Below are 17478 nucleotides of genomic sequence, written 5' to 3' on the forward strand. Positions count from 1 at the left end.
CTCGGCGAACTGCACGCGAGCGCCCGCAACAAGCTCAAGAGCGCTCAAAAGCGGCCTTCGATCATTGCCGCTTGCTGGATGCAGGCTACGCTGTGGTGACGTCATGAATTATGGAAGTCTCAATAGTTGTCGATGGCGGCGTGACGAATTCATTGTTTTGAAGCTGTGTTGATGTCAGAAATCAAGTCGCTACGCTTTCGGCAGAAAGCATTAGTGTGCGCGAGTTGATTTTCGATTGTTTAACTGGCGAGGAGAGTAGTCGTGAGCAAGCGTGACGTAGCGGTCCTGGCGGCGGCCCGGTCGGCAATCGGAAGTTTTGGCGGATCCCTTGCCGACATCGAACCTCCCGAGCTCGCCGGCATCGTGATGAAAGAAGCAATTGCGCGATCCGGCGTCGATCCGCTGGCAATCAACTATGTGACGGTGGGCAACACGATTCCCACTGACAGCCGGTTCGCCTACGTAGCGCGGGTGGCGAGCATCAACGCGGGGCTGTCGATGGATTCTGCTGCAATGTCGGTCAATCGGCTGTGCTCATCTGGTCTTCAGGCCATGGTGACGACTGCTCAGAGCATTCTGCTCGATGACTGCGACTTCGGCGTCGGAGGCGGTGTTGAAGTGATGAGCCGCGGCGGGTATCTGTCTACGGCGATGCGCTCAGGCGCACGCATGGGTGACACGCGGCTCATCGATACCATGGCCGCCACATTGACCGATCCGTTTGGCGCGGGCCAAATGGGAATCACCGCCGAGAACCTGGTGACCAAATGGGGTATTACACGCCAAGAGCAGGACGTGCTGGCGATGGAATCGCACCGCCGAGCGGCACGGGCGATAGTGGAGGGGCGATTCAAATCGCAGATCGTCCCAATCGTCAAGCAAACGAAAAAGGGGGAGGTGATATTCGACACTGATGAGCATGTGAGACCGAATACGTCTCTGGACGCACTTGCTGTGATGAAACCGGCGTTCAAGACGGATGGATCGGTCACTGCCGGCAACGCTTCTGGCATCAACGACGGAGCAGCCTTCCTCGTGGTTGCTGATTCGGCGGCGGCCGCCGCGGCCAGGCATAACCCAATCGCCAGGTTCGTCTCTTTACGCAGTGGCTGGTGTACCGAACGAAATCATGGTGAAGGACCAATCCGCGCCACGAGACTGGCTCTGAAAAAGGGTGGACTTGCGCTCTACCAGATGGACGTGATCGAGAGCAACGAAGCTTTTGCGGCGCAGGCCATTGTGGTGGCCCGCGCACTTGACCATGCAGAAGACCAATCCTAACGGAGGCGCCATCGCATTGGGACATCCTATCGGCTGCTCAGGCGCTTTTCTTGCCACTAAGGCGATCCACGAATTACATGGCATCGGCGGCCGATACGCACTCGTCACGATGTGCATTGGCGGCGGCCAGGGAATCGCCGCGGTATTTGAACGCGTCTGAGGCTGGAGGCGAAACGGGCATCCGGGCTACGCTCGGCTTCGCACCGAAGCGTTCAATAGCCCTCGGTCACGGTAAGAGATGACGAGGCGCTCCGGCCATGAGGACGCGCATATCGATGCACGCGCCTTGATAATTGATGCATGGTTCCTTGGCCGGCGGGTCTTGAGCGAAAAACATGAAGCCGACGACGATTACGAAACCGGCGGCTGCGATCATTAAAATAGCTCGAGTGCGTCGCTTCATTGCCGTGTCTCCGTTGCTCTAGGCTCTTTCGGCGTTTCATAATTTGTACACCCTGTCCTTTGCGTATGCGCGACGGGATGATCCGAACCGTGCTTGGCGACGGTTTATGCAAGCCATTCGTTACGACGTGCTCGCCGACAGCTAGCTGCTCTCAGCGTCGCTTGCTTGGGCACGCGGGGCTTTCCTGCAAGCGAACGCAGAGCCGATGTGATAGGTGTCCAGGTTCCGCTTTCAACGCGGCAGATGTTCATCATCCACGAGTGGAGACCTGAATTACCCTGATGGTCGTTGAGTCGCTCCGGCCGACGTGGGCTGCGCCGATCGCAACCCGTTCTTCCGGCACCGTGCCGTAGACGGTAGTCCGCTGTCGAGGCACCCGCCCTGCGGACCTTATTAGCGCCGACAGCGCGGCGGGCGTCATTTCTTGACCGTGAACGGCACCAGCGCTTCGAGTGATTGACTCATCCATCAGCGTGCCACCCATGTCGTTGACGCCCGCATTGAGCGCGGCTTGGGCACCGAGCGGACCCATCTTGACCCAGGAGGCTTGAATGTTCTTAACGTGCGGATGCAGCACTAGTCGCGACACGGCGTGCATGAGTAACGCTTCGCGAAACGTCGGACCCTTGCGTGATCTACCTTTTCGGTAGATCGGCGCTTCCATATGGACGAAGGCAAGGGGGACGAATTCGGTGATACCCGCGGTGCAAGCAGCGAGATTGCGCAGGCGTAGAAGATGGCGCGCCCAGTGTTCGAGCCGCTCGATGTGGCCGAACATTATCGTAGCCGTGCTCTTGACACCTAGACCGTGTGCGGCGTGCATCACCTCTAGCCACCGATCCGTCTTGAGCTTGTCAGGGCAGAGCGTCGCGCGCACTTCATCGTCGAGGATTTCGGCCGCCGTTCCGGGAAGCGTGGCAAGGCCGGCATTCTTCAATCGCAGCAGGTATTCGTTAAGCGGCAGGCCGAGGGTTTGAGCACCGTGCCAGATCTCGAGCGGCGAGAATGCGTGGACGTGAATGTCGGGTGCGGCGGTCTTGACCGTTTTAAGAATAGAGAGATAGCTTTCACCGGTATAGGACGGGTGTATGCCTCCCTGAAGACAAACCTCGGTAGCGCCTCGCTGCCATGCTTCCCGCACCCGCGTGCCGATCTCATCCTGGTCGAGATCATAGGTGGCGCCGCGATGAGCGCGTTGGCCCTTGGAAAATGCGCAAAACTGGCAGCCGAAATAACAGATGTTGGTGTAGTTGATATTGCGGGTGACTACGTAGGTCACCGTATCGCCGCAATGGGCGCGACGCAATTGATCCGCTGCGTGGCAGACATGGGCGAAATCTTCCCCCCGTGCCTGGAACAGGCGAACGACATCTTGCTCGTCAAGCAGTTCGCCGTCGCTCGCACGCCGGACAATACGATCGAGCTCCGGGGTGACCAAAGCACGGTCGGCCTGACGCAACAGGGCAAGGTCGGCAGTCGGCGGAGGCAGTTGGCCACCGGCGACCCAAGGGTCGATGCGCGCGAAGCCCTCGCTGTCGATCGTCCGAAGGACGGTGGTACGGAGTCCATCGTCGACCCAGCGAGCATTGCCGAGGGCATATCGCGGATAGATGGTCAGCCGCTCCTGCAAATGCTTTCCATTCGCCCGCGTCTCTCGCGTCAATTCGTCGAGATGCGGCCAAGGCGCTTCGGGATTGACAAAGTCACGAGTTAAAGGCGACACGCCACCCCAGTCGCTTATTCCGGACTCTAGCAGTGCACCTAATGCGCCAGGAGAAAGATTGGGCGGCGCCTGAATTCCCATGTCCGGACCAAAAATGATTCGGGCCACGGCAATCGTCCAGGTTAATTCATCGAGGCTGGGCTCGGCGGCGTTAGCCATAAGTGTGCCCGGCTTGGCGCGGAAGTTTTGGACGATAACTTCCTGCAGGTTCTCGTAGCGGCCGTGTATCTCTCGCAACGCGAGGAGGGCTTCTACCCGCTCGCGCCGGGTTTCCCCGATGCCTACGAGGATTCCGGATGTCATCGGTACGTTTTGGCGTCCTGCTGCTTCCAGCGTGGCGAGACGCGCTGCCGGAAGTTTGTCCGGGCTGCCGAAATGGGGCATGCCAGGCTGGCAGAGCCGTTCGGCCGCGGACTCCAGCATGATGCCCATCGAAGGCGACACTCGGCGTAGCTTGGAAACCTCTTCATCAGACAGGCAGCCGGCGTTGACGTGCGGGAGCAGGCCCGTTTCCTTGAAAACTGCTTCGGCAACATGCACCACATAGTCGATCGTTGTTTCGAAGCCGAGCTTATCCAATGCTTCCCGTGCAGCGGGGTAACGCAGTTCCGGTTTTTCCCCGAGCGTAATCAGCGCTTCTTTGCAGCCCATGCGTGCTCCGGTCCGGGCTGTCTCGAGCATCTCAGTGAGCGTCAAGTACGCGGTATGTACGGACGGAGACTGTCGAGAGAAAGTGCAATAGTGGCAGACGTCTCTGCAGAGCCTGGTGACCGGCAAGAAGATCTTGCGGGAATAGGTGACCACATTGCGAGCGCCACGGTCGCGAATCTCAGTTGCCGCAGCCAACAAAAGTGGCATGTCGTTGCACACGGCGAGCATGAGTGCTTCGGCTGCGGACGGCGGACGACCGCTGGAGGCGGCGTGAATCACGGCTCGGATATCGGTCATGGTGCGGCCTCCATTTGGTCCCGGACTACCGTCGGGTCAATTGTCGACAGGAGCGCGGCGGTGTGCGAACCGCACGTGCCCGCTCGTGCAGCGTCTTTAAGCATCTCGAGATCGTCGAGCGTGTCTACGTCGAGGACGGTGGCAGGCATCTCAACGTTTGCGACGACGCGATGAAGTCGAGCGCACTCGTCGACGTGTCGAGCGTGACTACCCGCCCCGTAGTGGTAAGTGAATTCTTCTGGCCGCTCCGCCAGCAAGATGTTTGTGCCGCCGTCGCGCGAACGAGCCAGCACGACGCGCCCTGTGTCGGGCAGGTGGCGCCAGGTGTCAACGACACGCTGAATCGCATTCGCCGTCAGCAGAGGCAGGTCGGCGTGCACAACCAGCAAAGCCGTGGCCGCGTCGGCAGCTGCAACCCGCGCGGCGCCGGCGACAGCTGAATTCAGACCAGGTGTCGCAGCCACTGTCTTTTCGTCGAGCCAAGTCGCACCGTTTCGGACAGCAAGCGTGCTGACCGCAGCAGAATCCGACAGCACGCAAACGTGCTGAGCCACCTGCGCAGTGTGCAGGGCTGCCAGGACGTCTTCAGCCATGGCGCATGCGAGTTGAGCGCGTGCGACTGGACTGAGGGCGGCCGCCAGTCGACTCTTCCCGCTAGCGAAGTCTTTGATGGGCACAACGGCCCAGATGACATCAGCGTGAGAGCGCATGGCAATAGTCGATCACGGAACTGGCAAGACGCAGCTTGTCGTCGTCGTTGTTCATCAGCGTCGGCATCGCCTCGCAGGCGAGGCCCAGTTCGCGTACACGCGCGACCTGATCGCCGTCGACAACGTCGACGATGAAAGCGGTGGCAAGGTCGCTGTAGCGCTTTGCTACCGCAAGCGGCGTGATCGGTAGCCCAAGCTCGCTCATCATTTTCGCCGCCGGACCCTTCACCGCCGTGCCGCCGACAATAGGTGACACCGCGACAATAGGTGCGCGGGCGGCCAACAGCGCCTCCTGCATGCCGGGGATGGCTAACATGGGGGCAATGCTGACAAACGGATTTGACGGACAGAAAATCACCGCGCTCAGGTCCGGCGAGCTAAGTGCCGCATGCAGCTCGGGATTAATGGCCGCGCGGTCAGCCCCGTCGAAACGGAAGCCTGTCACACGAGGCTCGCAGCGCTGACGCACGAAGTAATCCTGAAAAGGCAGGTCGCCTCCGGCGGTGTGGACGATGGTCCTGACTGGGTCGTCGGACACTGGTATCAATCGCTGCCCAATGCCTAAGGCGAGGCAAATCTCAGCCGTGACCTCGCTCAAGCGCGCGCCTTCGCGCAGCCTTTGCGTGCGATAGAGATGCGTTGCAACATCACGGTCGCCGAGGCGGAACCAGTCCGGACCGCCGAGTTCGGACAGCGCCTGCAGGCAGTTCCAGGTTTCCCCCTCTATTCCCCAGCCCTGTGAGCGATTTGCGCGCCCGCAGAGGGTATAGGTGATCGTATCGAGATCGGGGCAGATGTGTAACCCTAGATGGTCGAAGTCATCGGCCGTGTTAGCGACGATAAGCAGTTCTTCAGGTGGCAGCACACGTGCCAGGCCGAGCGCCAGTTTCGCGCCTCCAACGCCACCGGAGAACGCAATAGTGCTGATGCCTTTCATCGGAACAAGTCCTCGCTCCTAGCGCGAATCAGGGCCTTGCCGTCCGCGCTGCTGGAGCGGAAGCGGATGCCACGCGCGAGTACTACCGGCGTGCCTTCGTCGGCCTGCCCCATCAGGAGGGAGCCGGCGGCGGCTAATTCATCTGCGACGGCGACTTGGGTGCGTTCGAGCTTGCGCCCGAACATGTCGGGATGGCCCACCAAGTCGCGCACCGGCTCGATGCCGGCGCAACCGATGGCAAAGCCGACCACACCGTTGCGCCACGCGCGTCCGGCCGAGTCGTTGATGATGACGGCGATATCAACGTTGCATCGTGCGCGCAAGGCATCCCGCAGAGCTTTCGCCGACATGTCGGGGTCAAGCGGCAACAGCAGTACACGCGGATCCCCGTCGTCATCGGAAGTGATGTTAGAGCGGTCGATGCCTGCATTGGCGTGAACGTAACCAAGCCGATGTTCGACGATAATCACGCCGGGCCGTTGGCGTATCACCTCGCGCGATTCGCGTAGGATCAGTTCTACCACTTGGGGATCCTTCTCAGTCGTGCCAGCAAGTTGGAGCGCGGTGTCCGACGGCTCTATTTCCGACAGTCGTGCATACCGGCCCTCCGCTTTAGACACCACCTTTTGCGCGACGATTAGCACGTCGCCGTCGGCCGGCTCCAGGCCGCCTCTCGCGTATCCGTCAACGACTATCTGCGTAAGGTCGTCTCCTGGCTCGATCGCCGGGATTTCCGGTAGCGCGGTTAGCGTCAATTGCGTTGGCACAGGGGACTCGCTTTACGTACGGTTATGAGGCGGCTTGCCTTATCGTCGCTTTGCTTTGCGAGTGGCGCGCTGCGGTCTCTGGGCTCGCCTGTTAGACGCCCGTAATACGGATGCCGGCATGACATTTGAACTGGCGATTGATCGTGATCAGCACGGATGTCAAGGCTTCCGCCGCTGCGGCGTTGCTAATGGGGCCCGCCTGGAACCCGCGCATGCCGCACGCTTCTACCAGCGTCACGACAGCTGTGCGAGCTTCTGGGTCGTTACCGCAGACGAGCACGTCACAGTTCAGCTCGTGCCCTGACTTGAGGTGGTCGGCCGCAACGTTCTGGAACGCCGATACAACCCGCACGGAATCGCCGAGAAAGGCCTGCGCGGCCTGGCCGGCGGATCCAGAGGGCGGCAACTGGACAGTGCCGACTTTGGGCGGAACCAGTGGCACCGTAACGTCGACCAGAATCTTGCCGTTGAGGTGGTCTTTGACAGCTGCCAATGTACTCTGCTGGTGGCTGAACGGAACGGTCAGCACGACAATGTCGGCAGCGTCGGCTGCGGCAACGTTGTCCATGTCCGTCAGCTTCACGTCATCTATGCCTCGCTCAGCGAGAGTCCCGCGCAGCTGGACGCACGCAGCCGCCGCCTTTTCGCGATCGCGTGAACCGATAACTACTGCGTATCCCGCTTCAAGCCAGCGAAGCGCAAGTCCCGACCCGAGGTCGCCGGTGCCACCAAGAACGGCTAGAGAGGGTTTGGTTTTCATGCTCTTAATCCTGATATAAGGCAACGCTCGTTGCTGTTACCTGACCGGCGGCATTCCTGGCGAACGGAGCTCCGTGCCATCCTTTTCCGCTGTTCAATTGGGTCGCGGTGGCCGTCGAGTTTGTTTGCGAGGCCACGGCTTTCCGACTACCGCGATGGCCGCCTGGGCTCGACGAGAGCGGGCTCCAACAGATGGCGTGTGGTCGACTCTTTGCGCTTGCCCATTGGAACCATTGCAGGGATGAGTGGCATAGCCGCGGGCAACGATCCAACAGCTCGTCAGGGCGGATAGCGAGCGACAGCCACGATGCGCTTCCATGTAAGCTTTCGTTGTAGTACATCAACCGGATGTGACTACCCAGGCGAAAAACATGACCGCGCCGAGTACGCTGCCAAGGAAAGCGAAAAAGTCCTGCTGGTCGCCGATTTTCTCGCTAACAGCTAAGCTCACGAATCCTCCAACTGCGGTGACTCCAAGACAGACGAACAATGCCCCGCTCACCGAGATGACGAATTCCATCAGATTGTTCGAAGGATTGTTTCCCAGGTACCATCGAATGCCTGCGCCCAGAAGGCCCAAGGCAGCCAAGACACCGTACAGGGGGGCGTCGCCTTTTCGAAGTGTCGTCTGCATCGTCTCCTCCTACATTATTTGCCCGCGAGGCCTTCGACTACTGACTGCACTGCAAATAGAGCAGTACGGGAGTAGAGCTTCGCGAGGAGCATGCGGTGTGCACTGTTCGTCGTATTGTTTGCATACCGTATGTACACATACGATACTGTGGGGGCGGCGCAGCGTCAAGGACATATTTGGGTCAGTTGACGGCGTCTTCGGACTTAAGGGGCATCGAGGTTAAGTCGAGAGCGCAAGGTAAGCAGCAAGGGGCCGCGACTGGTTTGCAGTGCGGGGGCGCGCCATCGCCGGGCCGACGGAAAAGTGTTGGTGGCGCGGCGGCGGGAATGCCTGCTAACATATCGTAAGCACGTATTTCATGGTTTTCCCTGAAAAGGCTTCAACTTCGAACCCCAACGCAGGATGAGCGAACGCTCGAGGACTACGGATGAATCAAAAGGCAGAGTTGCCCACGCGCAAGAAGAAGGTCAGCACGCCGACGAGCAATGGCGCGCCGCAAACTCATGAAGAAGGTTGGGACCAGCGGCTAGGCTTCTTGATGCACGATGTATCACGGCTACGCCGCACGGCCTACGACGGCTATATGAAGCCGCTGAAGATCACGCGCTCACAGTGGTGGGTGCTGATCTATCTGGCTCGCCATGACGGCATGATCCAAAGTGATCTGGCGAAATTGCTTGAGTTGGGAAAGGCCGCTCTGGGTGGACTGATTGACCGGCTGGAGGCTTCTGGCTTGGTCCGCCGCGGCGCAGATGAGACTGACCGGCGCGCTAAGCGAATCTATTTATCTGCAGCCGGTACGAAACTCATCAGGGATATGCAGGTGCGTAGCGATGAAATGAATGAGCGGATCCTCCAAGGACTGAGCGCTGAAGAGCGCGAAAACCTGACCGACTTGCTAACCCGCGTTAAACGAAATCTGCAAGCGATCGTCCGCGACAATGAATGAGACATTCTTCTCATCTCTTCATTTCCCCGCCGACGCTGTTAATAAATAAATCGGTACATTCAAGAAGATCGGATCGGGCGAAGCCGGTGGGCATGAAGCCGACGGCTGTTACAAGCGTGCTTGACAGCATGGGCGCGGAGTTGTGGCTCCACGCATAGGCGGATGCGGCCACGCGGCGGTAGCCTTCCTCCATCTTCAACACCATCATTTCAATGGCAATGATTGCGTCGTCCACCAGTAGGCCCAGCGCCGGGATCAGGGACCCGAGCGTGATGCGGTCGAAGTTCTTGCCTGTCGCGGCCATCACCACGAACACCGCCGCAAGTGTCAGCCGTACCGCTGCGGCGATCACCAAGCCCACGCGCCAGCCGATGGTCACGAAGCTCACCAGCATGACCACCAGTAGAGCGACGAAAAATTTGAGCATAAACTCATCGACTGCCGAGCTGATATTCACGGCCTGATCAGTGACCTTGGTCAGATTCATGCCCAAGGGCAGCTCGGCGTTGATGGCGCCAACCTCGCCGTCCAACGCCTTGCCGAGGTCGAGCCCGTTCCAGCCGTCGCGAATGACGATGCCCAGCAGCAGCGCAGGGTTCGCTGTTGTTGCGGATCATGGATGTCGCCGGATCTTCATAGCCACGCGTGACGTCCGCGTATTCATCATTGACCATCGGTCCAATCACGCCGGCCCAAAGGTTGGCTGCCTCGTCGCCGATTTTTTTCCGGGCCTGGTAGAAGTGCTCCTGAACTTCCGACGGTGGCGTGCTGTCCAGCAAGGTCAACGTCGTAAAGGCTAGGCCAAGTCGTGTATAGGTCTCGGTACGTCGTACCAGCGCGCCACCTCCGTAGCCAGCGGCAACGTGTTTAATAGCGGCGCCAGCCAGGCTAATGACGTGCTGCGGCTGCGCTGGCGTCTGTTCGATTTCGGCCGCATCAACGCGCAGATTCAGCAGGCCGAGGGCCAGGAGGCCGAAATGCTCGCCGCGTGTCGGCTTGCTGCATTGCATGCGACGGAAGATATCGAGAATGCGTTCTCGGCGCTGGTCAAGCGCGAGCACCAGGCGGCAGTCCTTGCGCAGGGAGTCGACTCGCTCGGCCACGAGCGAACGGCGTCGTTCGCGGCCTGTCAGAAAGGCGTCGTCAGCCTGATCGAAGTCTTGCAGGCTGACGAAAACTTGCTACGTGCCTTCGATGACCGAGCACAGGCACAAACCGAAACGGTACGCGCAGCAGTCGCCGCCTTCGAGGCGCTAGTGGTGGATGGCAGCCCAGCGAATCGGACGCGGTCGCAATCAAGTGACGGCGGTACACCGGGCACTTCTCCGAAAAAATTAACCGCGCCAAAAGCGAGCGAGGTGGTCGACCGGCTGCGTCGCGAACGGCTTGGAGACATTCAGGCGGTATCTTGTCATTGGTATGCAACTGATATAGTATGCATGCGAACCGTTGCGCTTACGAGGTTCACCGTCCATCGTTAGTGCATGTGACAAACACGCAGGGAGGGTCTCTAGGCATGGCCGGACTATGGTTTGATGAGTTCAAAATTGGTCAGGTGTTCAAGCATGACGTGCGGCGGACGGTCACCGAAACCGACAATGTAATGTTCAGTGCAATGACCCATAACCCGGCTGCAATTCACTTAGACAGGGAATACGCGAGTACTACCGAGTTCGGTCGGCCCCTGATGAATAGCGTTTTCACGTTGGGCCTTATGGTCGGCATTTCTGTAAGTGACACAACATTAGGCACCACCGTTGGCAACCTGGGTTGGGATGAAATCCGGTTTCCACGGCCGCTTTTCGAAGGCGATACAGTTCGAGTCGAAACCAAGGTGCTTGAGCTGCGGAAAAGCAAGTCGCGTCCAGACAACGGAATCGTCATCTTCCAGCATATCGCTTTCAATCAGCGAGGAGAAATTGTGGCGACTTGCAAGCGATCGGCGCTGATGTACTGTCTGAATGCCAAGAAGTCGTGATTCCTGGAAACGACTGAAAGAGAGGCGGAAATGATCGAAAGAACTTTATTCTCGGATGAACATGAAATTTTCCGCGAATCGGTCCGCAGGTTCATAGAGACTGAAATATCCCCATTTCACGCGGAGTGGGAACACAAGGGGATCGTTCCTCGCACCATTTGGGAGGCTGCCGGGCGGGCAGGGCTGCTTGGATGTTCAATTCCTGAGGAATACGGGGGCGCTGGAGGCGACCACCTCTTTGATTTTGTATTGGTCGAGGAACTTGCACGGGCGGGGATCACCGGGCCCGGTTTTGCCGTGCATAACGAGATGGTGATGCCTTATATCCTGGCGTTTGGCACCGACGAACAAAAACGCCATTGGTTGCCGAAGATGGTCAGAGGCGAAGTCATCGGTGCGTTGGGTCTTACGGAACCGCATGCTGGGAGCGATTTGAAAAACATCCGGACGCGCGCTGTGCGCGACGGCGACTTCTACGTCATTTCCGGGCAGAAGGTCTTTATCTCGAACGGCCAGTTGTGCGACGTGATCGTGCTTGCCACAAAGACCGACCCGATGGCGAATAGCAACGGTATCTCATTGTTTATAGTAGAAGCTTCCCGCGACGGCTTTAAGCGCGGTCGCCGACTGGAAAAAATCGGGCTGAAGGCTCAGGATACTTCCGAGCTTTTTTTCGAAGATGTTCGTGTTCCTGCGAGTAACCTGCTGGGTCCTGAGAACGGCGGCTTTAAGCTGCTGATGAAAAACCTGGCTCAGGAACGTCTCACCCAGGCGGTTCGTTCAGCGGCCGTGGTGGAGGCTGTTCTCGAGTGGACCATCGATTACGTCGCAGATCGGGAAATGTTTGATCAGACGTTGGCGGACTTCCAAAACACTCAGTTCAAGCTAGCGGACTTGAAGACCGAGGCCACCATCGGACGGGTTTTCGTTGATCGTTGTATCGAAGCGTTCATGTCCGGCAAGCTAGATGGAACCGATGCCGCCATGGCCAAAATGTGGCTTTCCAATCTGCACGGACGGGCCGTTGATGAATGTCTGCAGTTCTTTGGCGGCTGGGGATACATGTGGGAGTATCCAATCGCACGCGCCTTCGCGGACGCACGGATCACGCGTATTGCTGGAGGCTCGATCGAGGTTATGAAACACATTATTGGTCGTAGTCTCTTTTCAAACAAAAAGAAAAAATAGATCGGCCTACGAGCGAGGTAGACATGATGCAGAAAATGCCAAACGTGAGCGTGCATAAAGCTGCGGTTCTGCGCTCAATGCTATTCGTGCCGGGCGACAGTGAACGAAAGCTCGCTAAAGCGATTTCATCGCCTGCTGATGCGCTCATCGTCGACCTCGAAGATTCCGTCTCACCGTCCAGGACACACATCGCTCGCGAGATGGTGCTCGAGTATCTCAGATCCAGGCCACGACACCAGAGACAGGGGCAGCAGATTTGGGTTCGAATCAACGCACTGACGAGCCCGGCCGCGCTTCATGACCTTGCTGTTGTTACCGGATCGCCCGACGGTATCGTACTGCCTAAGGTACGTTCGTCGCAGGATGTGGTGCGCCTTGCGCATTACCTCGATGCTCTCGAGTCGCGCGAAGGGGCCACCACCGGATCGATTCGAATACTGCCGGTCACAACCGAGACTCCACGGTCGCTCTTCACGCTGGGCGGGTATGAAGGGTGCAGCCCGCGGCTCACAGGCCTGACGTGGGGCGCGGAAGACATCGCTGCGGCACTCGGCGCGAGCAATAACCGCCGGCCAGACGGGGAATATGAGATGGTATATCAGTTGGCACGCGCGCTATGCCTTGCGGGCGCTGCTGCAGCCAATATTCAGCCGATCGACACGATATTTGCCGACTTCGGCGATTCTACGGGCTTGGAAATCGAGGCTAATGCGGCACGACAAGCCGGGTTTACCGGGAAGTTGGCGGTTCATCCAAATCAAATTGACATCATCAATCGGGCGTTCACGCCGAGTGACGAGGAGGTCGTCTGGTCACAGCGTGTGGTTGACGTCTTCGCGAGAAATCCGGGGATGGGGGTTATTGGCCTGGATGGAAGGATGGTTGACATGCCGCATCTGAAGCGGGCACAGCAGATTCTAGCCCTAGCAGCCAGCTTGCATGGTACGGACGAAGCGGGCTAGCGCACACTCAGCTAACAACGGCTCCGCGATGGATGAGTCGCATGCCTGGCGCTCCGCCGTCTCCGGGTCGGCTAACACGAGGCGAGGCTCGCGCGCTACGAAAACAAGTCATTCAATGTCGAATGAGGTGCCAGTGCCGGTTGCCTCGCTTTCGCGCTTAAGTGCGAGCAAATTCTTCTTTACTTGCTGAAGCAGCTCCGCCAGCTCGTGACGGTGCTGGTGATCGAGATCTGCAAGAATTCGCTCGTTCATCTCGTGGCTCATTGCACGCATTTGGTTCACGAGGCCGTTGCCGGCGGGCGTCAGATAAATGCGCTTGACGCGTCGATCCGTGCCATCCGGTCGCCTTTCGATGAAGCCCGAAGCTTCAAGTCGGTCAACAAGTCCACCTAGTGCAGCTTTTCCTAGCTCGAGAACATTAGCCAAGTCACTCTGCATCATGCCATCGTGGCGAGAGAGATGCGCGATCACCCACCACTGCGAGCGAGTCACGCCAAGAGGCTCTACAAACGAGTCAAAAACCAGGCGTCTCAATCGTGAGACGTCGTGCATGAGGAACCCTAGTCGTTGATCCCAATTTTCCTCGTCTGGCATGCCTTCAGAGCATCGCCGGGTTCGCGGGCGGCCCGGCGCGGTAACAGTTGATGCGATTGCTATCGCCGTGTGGTTTTTCATTCGTCTTTTCCCTGGCAGGCCATTGATTACTAGGTAGTGAAACACCTACGTGCGCTACGTGTACGGTATAGTACCATACGATATGCGTGACTAGATAGTTTGGCCGTTGTCATTGGAAGCCGCAGCCGTCGGATCTTTCGTGAAGTGTGCTGTTGCGTGCGGGCAACGTAGCCCTTCGACCGGCCGGGCGATGTACCGTCACCTTCCGCCGGATTCTGAGCATCCGCCTCACGGGTGGGTCCCCAAGGTGCGCGATCCCTTCCGCTCATGCAATAGCGGCATTCGGTCACGACCTAACATTGACTTTAGCGTATCGTATGCTAGCATACGTAGTAGCACTGGAGGAGACGTCAGTGTATGGCGGAAACATCGCTTGACGCCCGACCGATGTACCGCAGAGACGGAAAACTAAAACTCGGTAGAGGAGACGGTCCATGATGAGGAATGTCGCGAGATCCTCCAGCAGATTGCTTGGAGCTTTAATCGCAGTATTAGCGGTTTCCGGCGCGGTATGGCCAGAGATTGGTTACGCTTACAAGTTCGATACAGGTATTCCAGATCTCAGCGTTCAGTGGGACAACACCGTTCGCTACAGTCTGGGAGTTCGTGCCGAGGACTGCGATGCGGATATCTGCGGCAACGGCAAGGGAGCTGGAGATGTTACGGCACACCAGTCGGATCGAAAATTCGCGAAAGCCGGCGACCTCGTTACGAATCGGCTCGACCTTTTGTCGCAGTTGGACGTCATCTACAAGGGCCATACGGGATTTCGCTTGAGCGGCACAGGCTGGTACGATGCCGCGTACACCGGCGGCCCGAAAGGTGACCCCTTCTTCTTGTCGCAGGGCCTGAATTCATTCCGAAATAACCAATACACGAACTACATCGATCGCTGGAACCGTGGTCCGTCGGGCGAATTGCTAGACGCATTTGCCTTCACAAGAGTCGACCTGGGTTCGGTGCCTGTCGACATCAGGGCCGGCCAGTACAACATCTTTTGGGGCGAGTCGATCTTTTGCTTCGTCTGCGGCGTTGCATACAACCAAGGCCCGGTTGATATACGCAAAGCGCTGACAAACCCAAGCGCACAAGCGCAAGAGCTTTTCCTTCCCAGGCCTCAGCTTTCATTTTCCGCAGCGCTTACGCCTGAGGTTACGCTTGCCGGGCAGTACTTCCTCGACTGGTCGGCCTCCCGGCTTCCTGACGGCGGCACCTACTTCGGCCCCGCCGACTTCGTTTCCCTTGGCGGTGGCACTATAGTGCCGGTTCTTGGTACGCCCGCCGTCTTCCAGGGGCAGCAAAAGCCTGCGCATATGACGGGGGATTTTGGAGTCGCAGTGAAATGGCGCCCTGAGTGGTTGGGCGGGACAGCTGGTTTCTACTATCGCCAGTACACCACCACGTTTCCCCAGCTAGTGATCGGTAGCGCTTCCGGGGGAAATCTGAATGTCGATCTAAACTATCGAGCACCGCGGGAGCGGATGTACGCATTCAGTCTCTCCAAGCAGATTGCCGGGATTTCGTTTGGCACTGATCTGACTTACCGTACGAATGCAGAATTGGGTGCGCCGGCATTTTCAAATGTCGTTGCTGCGAACGCAGCAGGGGCAGATTGGATTCCGCGAGGAAATGTATTTTCGGGCGTGGTAAACATGATCGACTACATTGGCAAAACGCCCTTGTTCGATTCGGCTACGCTGATCGCGGAAGTCAATTATGCGGGGCTGCAACGTGTCACGCATGATCCGTTCAATCTCTATTTTGGGCGATCCCAAAACTGTGGTTCCGATGGGGTAGCTACACATCACGGCTGCCCCACGCGAAATGCAGTAGGTATCGCTGCCCAGTTCGAACCCATCTGGTATGAGCTTTGGCCTGGTGTCAACCTCAGCATGCCGTTGTTTATTAGCGTGGGTCTATCTGGAAACTCACCGGTGCTGTTCGGCAGTAACCAGGGACAAGGGTCGTACAGCGTTGGGCTCTCTTTCGATGTGAAATCGAAGTACAAGGTTTCACTAAAGTATATCGGATACCTCGCGCTTCACAGTAACGACAACCTGGGCGTCGCGTCGAATAGTAATTCGAGCCTCGGTAAATACTGGGACAGAAACTGGGTTTCGTTGACCCTTGAAACGACCTTCTAGGTGCTATCTGGCTGGTGCGACCCTGTTGACTCGGAACACGGTCGCGCTCGACCCGAAACGCTAGAACGACGCCGATGAATCATGCAAGCGAAGCTCGCAGATATCCCGGACGACGAGAACCTGTCGGCGCACGGTCATTCGACAGCATGCATTTGGTATTGCGCGCCCGAACAGCGCGGATTTGTCTTACTCATTGGCGCACGTACCGTTGTGCGTCGTGAGACGGCAGCAATTGACAAAAAGGTGATCAATGTCAGTTTCTAGCAAGATGCTCTATGTTGCTAAGCTCAGCCGCAGCCGAGGCTTGAGGCACATGTGCTCCACCGTCCTGCTGTTTTTCGTAGCCGCCTCGGCGATGGCACGGACGTTTGACAGTCCGATCGACGTACCGGCTACGCCGAGCTTACTGGCTGCTCGAGCGCCACTTATTGGTGTGACTCGGGCTGGGCATCGCATTGTCGCGGTGGGGCTCCGGGGAGACATCGTTTATTCCGACGACGAGGGACGCACATGGGCGCAGGCGAAAGTCCCCGTGAGCACAGATCTGGTCGCGGTCTCGTTCCCGGACGCGAAGCGGGGCTGGGCGGTCGGTCATGGTGGCGTCGTGATTCATACGGACGACGGCGGTGCGACCTGGGTGAAGCAGGTGGACGGTAGGCGTCTTTCAGAGCTGGCGGTCAACTACTACAAGCAAATGCTCGGTGATAGTTCCTCGGTAGAAGTGAAGCGAGCCTTCCGCGACGCTAAGGCGCTTGCATCTGACGGAAGCAGCGAGGCTCTGCTCGACGTTTTTTTTGAGAGCGAGAAGCGCGGGTTCATCGTCGGCACATTCAATCGCATCTTCCGGACTGAAGATGGGGGAAAAACCTGGATACCCTGGATGGAGCGCACCGGCAATCCCGACGATTTCCATTTTTATTCCGTTCATGGCGACGGTGAGCGCATCCTGTTGACGGGGGAGCACGGCATGGTTTGGAAGTTGAATCGCGCAAAGGGAATCTTTGAACCGAGGCCGACGCCATACAAGGGTACGCTGTTCGGTTCGCTCGAGTCGGGAAACGATGTTGTCGTGTACGGCATGCGCGGGAGCCTGTTTCAGAGCTCAGACGGATGTGCGACGTGGAAGAAGGTCGAGGTACCTAACCGGGCGGGGATCACTGGTGGAGTCGTGCTTGCCGACGGAGCCTTTCTTTTGGTTAATCAGGCCGGAATTGCACTACTAAGCAGGGACGGCGGCAATTCCTTCGAGACAGTGAAGCTAGCGCGGCCGATGTCCTACTTCGGCGCCGGCGGATTTGCCGACGGTAATGTCGCGCTAGTTGGCGCGGATGGCGTGGTAGTCGAGACTGTTCCTCAGTTCTCGCACAGTGCGACACATAGCGTGAACTGAGCCGCAGCCACGGAAAATTTGGAAAGAAAG

General features: G+C 58.2%; 15 protein-coding genes and 3 pseudogenes. 9 read left to right on the plus strand and 9 right to left on the minus strand.

The genetic code is table 11. The annotated features are described in order from the left end of the window. Positions 1 to 261: 261 nt before the first annotated feature. A pseudogene (gene bktB / locus C0Z16_RS30665) lies at positions 262 to 1441 on the plus strand (beta-ketothiolase BktB). Positions 1442 to 1507: 66 nt separating this feature from the next. Here bktB and C0Z16_RS37900 read toward each other — a convergent pair. The 7 genes from C0Z16_RS37900 to C0Z16_RS30695 form a co-directional block, all read right to left on the minus strand. Then, positions 1508 to 1684 (minus strand): hypothetical protein, encoded by a 177-nt coding sequence (locus C0Z16_RS37900; RefSeq protein WP_158244542.1) that lies wholly within the window; start codon positions 1682 to 1684, stop codon positions 1508 to 1510. A gap of 250 nt (positions 1685 to 1934) precedes the next feature. After that, positions 1935 to 4355 carry a 5-amino-6-(D-ribitylamino)uracil--L-tyrosine 4-hydroxyphenyl transferase CofH gene (cofH, locus tag C0Z16_RS30670; RefSeq protein ID WP_102635804.1) on the minus strand — a complete coding sequence of 807 codons (2421 nt, stop codon included), beginning with the start codon at positions 4353 to 4355 and terminating at the stop codon, positions 1935 to 1937. Beyond that, a complete protein-coding gene (gene cofC, locus C0Z16_RS30675) occupies positions 4352 to 5065 on the minus strand; it encodes a 2-phospho-L-lactate guanylyltransferase (RefSeq protein WP_102635805.1) in 714 nt (237 codons plus the stop codon). Before cofC ends, cofH begins: the two co-directional genes overlap by 4 nt. Continuing rightward, a complete protein-coding gene (gene cofD / locus C0Z16_RS30680) occupies positions 5049 to 6002 on the minus strand; it encodes a 2-phospho-L-lactate transferase (protein ID WP_102635806.1) in 954 nt (317 codons plus the stop codon). Before cofD ends, cofC begins: the two co-directional genes overlap by 17 nt. After that, on the minus strand, positions 5999 to 6769 hold the full coding sequence (gene cofE, locus C0Z16_RS30685; protein WP_102635807.1) for a coenzyme F420-0:L-glutamate ligase: 771 nt from the start codon (positions 6767 to 6769) through the stop codon (positions 5999 to 6001). The genes cofD and cofE overlap by 4 nt, the downstream gene beginning before the upstream one ends. 91 nt (positions 6770 to 6860) lie before the next feature. Beyond that, a complete protein-coding gene (gene npdG / locus C0Z16_RS30690) occupies positions 6861 to 7529 on the minus strand; it encodes an NADPH-dependent F420 reductase (protein WP_102635808.1) in 669 nt (222 codons plus the stop codon). Between the two features lie 339 nt (positions 7530 to 7868). After that, the gene (locus C0Z16_RS30695; protein ID WP_102635809.1) at positions 7869 to 8162 is read right to left on the minus strand and encodes a hypothetical protein; all 294 of its coding nucleotides are present in this window, start codon (positions 8160 to 8162) and stop codon (positions 7869 to 7871) included. A 427-nt stretch (positions 8163 to 8589) separates the two neighbouring features. Here C0Z16_RS30695 and C0Z16_RS30700 point away from each other — a divergent pair, with 427 nt between their 5' ends. Continuing rightward, positions 8590 to 9111 carry a MarR family winged helix-turn-helix transcriptional regulator gene (locus C0Z16_RS30700; protein ID WP_102635810.1) on the plus strand — a complete coding sequence of 174 codons (522 nt, stop codon included), beginning with the start codon at positions 8590 to 8592 and terminating at the stop codon, positions 9109 to 9111. A gap of 28 nt (positions 9112 to 9139) precedes the next feature. On the opposite strand, the pseudogene C0Z16_RS30705 reads toward C0Z16_RS30700, so the two are convergent. Beyond that, a pseudogene (locus C0Z16_RS30705) lies at positions 9140 to 9949 on the minus strand (efflux RND transporter permease subunit); the annotation flags it as partial. Between the two features lies 1 nt (position 9950). Between C0Z16_RS30705 and C0Z16_RS30710 the strand changes: the two are divergent. The 4 genes and pseudogenes from C0Z16_RS30710 to C0Z16_RS30725 form a co-directional block, all read left to right on the plus strand. Further along, positions 9951 to 10414 (plus strand): annotated as a pseudogene (locus C0Z16_RS30710) (TolC family protein); the annotation flags it as partial. Positions 10415 to 10627: 213 nt separating this feature from the next. Further along, positions 10628 to 11089, plus strand: coding sequence for a MaoC family dehydratase (locus tag C0Z16_RS30715; RefSeq protein WP_102635811.1), 462 nt, complete (start codon positions 10628 to 10630; stop codon positions 11087 to 11089). Between the two features lie 30 nt (positions 11090 to 11119). Then, complete coding sequence (locus C0Z16_RS30720; RefSeq protein ID WP_102635812.1) at positions 11120 to 12277, plus strand: acyl-CoA dehydrogenase family protein; 1158 nt, start codon at positions 11120 to 11122, stop codon at positions 12275 to 12277. 23 nt (positions 12278 to 12300) lie between these two features. After that, positions 12301 to 13239: an HpcH/HpaI aldolase/citrate lyase family protein gene (locus C0Z16_RS30725; RefSeq protein WP_244201413.1), complete on the plus strand. Its 939-nt coding sequence runs from the start codon at positions 12301 to 12303 to the stop codon at positions 13237 to 13239. A gap of 108 nt (positions 13240 to 13347) precedes the next feature. On the opposite strand, the gene C0Z16_RS30730 is transcribed toward C0Z16_RS30725, so the two are convergent. Then, positions 13348 to 13914, minus strand: coding sequence for a MarR family winged helix-turn-helix transcriptional regulator (locus tag C0Z16_RS30730; protein WP_102635813.1), 567 nt, complete (start codon positions 13912 to 13914; stop codon positions 13348 to 13350). A gap of 434 nt (positions 13915 to 14348) precedes the next feature. Between C0Z16_RS30730 and C0Z16_RS30735 the strand changes: the two genes are divergently transcribed. From C0Z16_RS30735 to C0Z16_RS30745, 3 genes are all read left to right on the plus strand, one after another. Beyond that, a complete protein-coding gene (locus tag C0Z16_RS30735) occupies positions 14349 to 16058 on the plus strand; it encodes a DUF1302 domain-containing protein (protein ID WP_102635814.1) in 1710 nt (569 codons plus the stop codon). An 81-nt stretch (positions 16059 to 16139) separates the two neighbouring features. Beyond that, the gene (locus C0Z16_RS30740; protein WP_102635815.1) at positions 16140 to 16322 is read left to right on the plus strand and encodes a hypothetical protein; all 183 of its coding nucleotides are present in this window, start codon (positions 16140 to 16142) and stop codon (positions 16320 to 16322) included. Between the two features lie 91 nt (positions 16323 to 16413). After that, entirely contained in the window at positions 16414 to 17448 is a 1035-nt protein-coding gene (locus C0Z16_RS30745) for a WD40/YVTN/BNR-like repeat-containing protein (RefSeq protein WP_244201417.1), read from the plus strand. Positions 17449 to 17478 lie beyond the last annotated feature (30 nt).

The organism is Paraburkholderia rhynchosiae (assembly GCF_002879865.1).
Classification (GTDB): Bacteria; Pseudomonadota; Gammaproteobacteria; order Burkholderiales; family Burkholderiaceae; genus Paraburkholderia; species Paraburkholderia rhynchosiae.

Bases quoted from the DNA above. Each gene is read 5' to 3' on its own strand.
- C0Z16_RS37900 (WP_158244542.1), bottom strand. From the start codon at position 1,684: ATGAAGCGACGCACTCGAGCTATTTTAATGATCGCAGCCGCCGGTTTC.
- cofH (WP_102635804.1), bottom strand. From the start codon at position 4,355: ATGACCGATATCCGAGCCGTGATTCACGCCGCCTCCAGCGGTCGTCCG.
- cofC (WP_102635805.1), bottom strand. From the start codon at position 5,065: ATGCGCTCTCACGCTGATGTCATCTGGGCCGTTGTGCCCATCAAAGAC.
- cofD (WP_102635806.1), bottom strand. From the start codon at position 6,002: ATGAAAGGCATCAGCACTATTGCGTTCTCCGGTGGCGTTGGAGGCGCG.
- npdG (WP_102635808.1), bottom strand. From the start codon at position 7,529: ATGAAAACCAAACCCTCTCTAGCCGTTCTTGGTGGCACCGGCGACCTC.
- C0Z16_RS30695 (WP_102635809.1), bottom strand. From the start codon at position 8,162: ATGCAGACGACACTTCGAAAAGGCGACGCCCCCCTGTACGGTGTCTTG.
- C0Z16_RS30700 (WP_102635810.1), top strand. From the start codon at position 8,590: ATGAATCAAAAGGCAGAGTTGCCCACGCGCAAGAAGAAGGTCAGCACG.
- C0Z16_RS30715 (WP_102635811.1), top strand. From the start codon at position 10,628: ATGGCCGGACTATGGTTTGATGAGTTCAAAATTGGTCAGGTGTTCAAG.
- C0Z16_RS30720 (WP_102635812.1), top strand. From the start codon at position 11,120: ATGATCGAAAGAACTTTATTCTCGGATGAACATGAAATTTTCCGCGAA.
- C0Z16_RS30725 (WP_244201413.1), top strand. From the start codon at position 12,301: ATGATGCAGAAAATGCCAAACGTGAGCGTGCATAAAGCTGCGGTTCTG.
- C0Z16_RS30730 (WP_102635813.1), bottom strand. From the start codon at position 13,914: ATGAAAAACCACACGGCGATAGCAATCGCATCAACTGTTACCGCGCCG.
- C0Z16_RS30735 (WP_102635814.1), top strand. From the start codon at position 14,349: ATGATGAGGAATGTCGCGAGATCCTCCAGCAGATTGCTTGGAGCTTTA.
- C0Z16_RS30740 (WP_102635815.1), top strand. From the start codon at position 16,140: ATGCAAGCGAAGCTCGCAGATATCCCGGACGACGAGAACCTGTCGGCG.
- C0Z16_RS30745 (WP_244201417.1), top strand. From the start codon at position 16,414: ATGGCACGGACGTTTGACAGTCCGATCGACGTACCGGCTACGCCGAGC.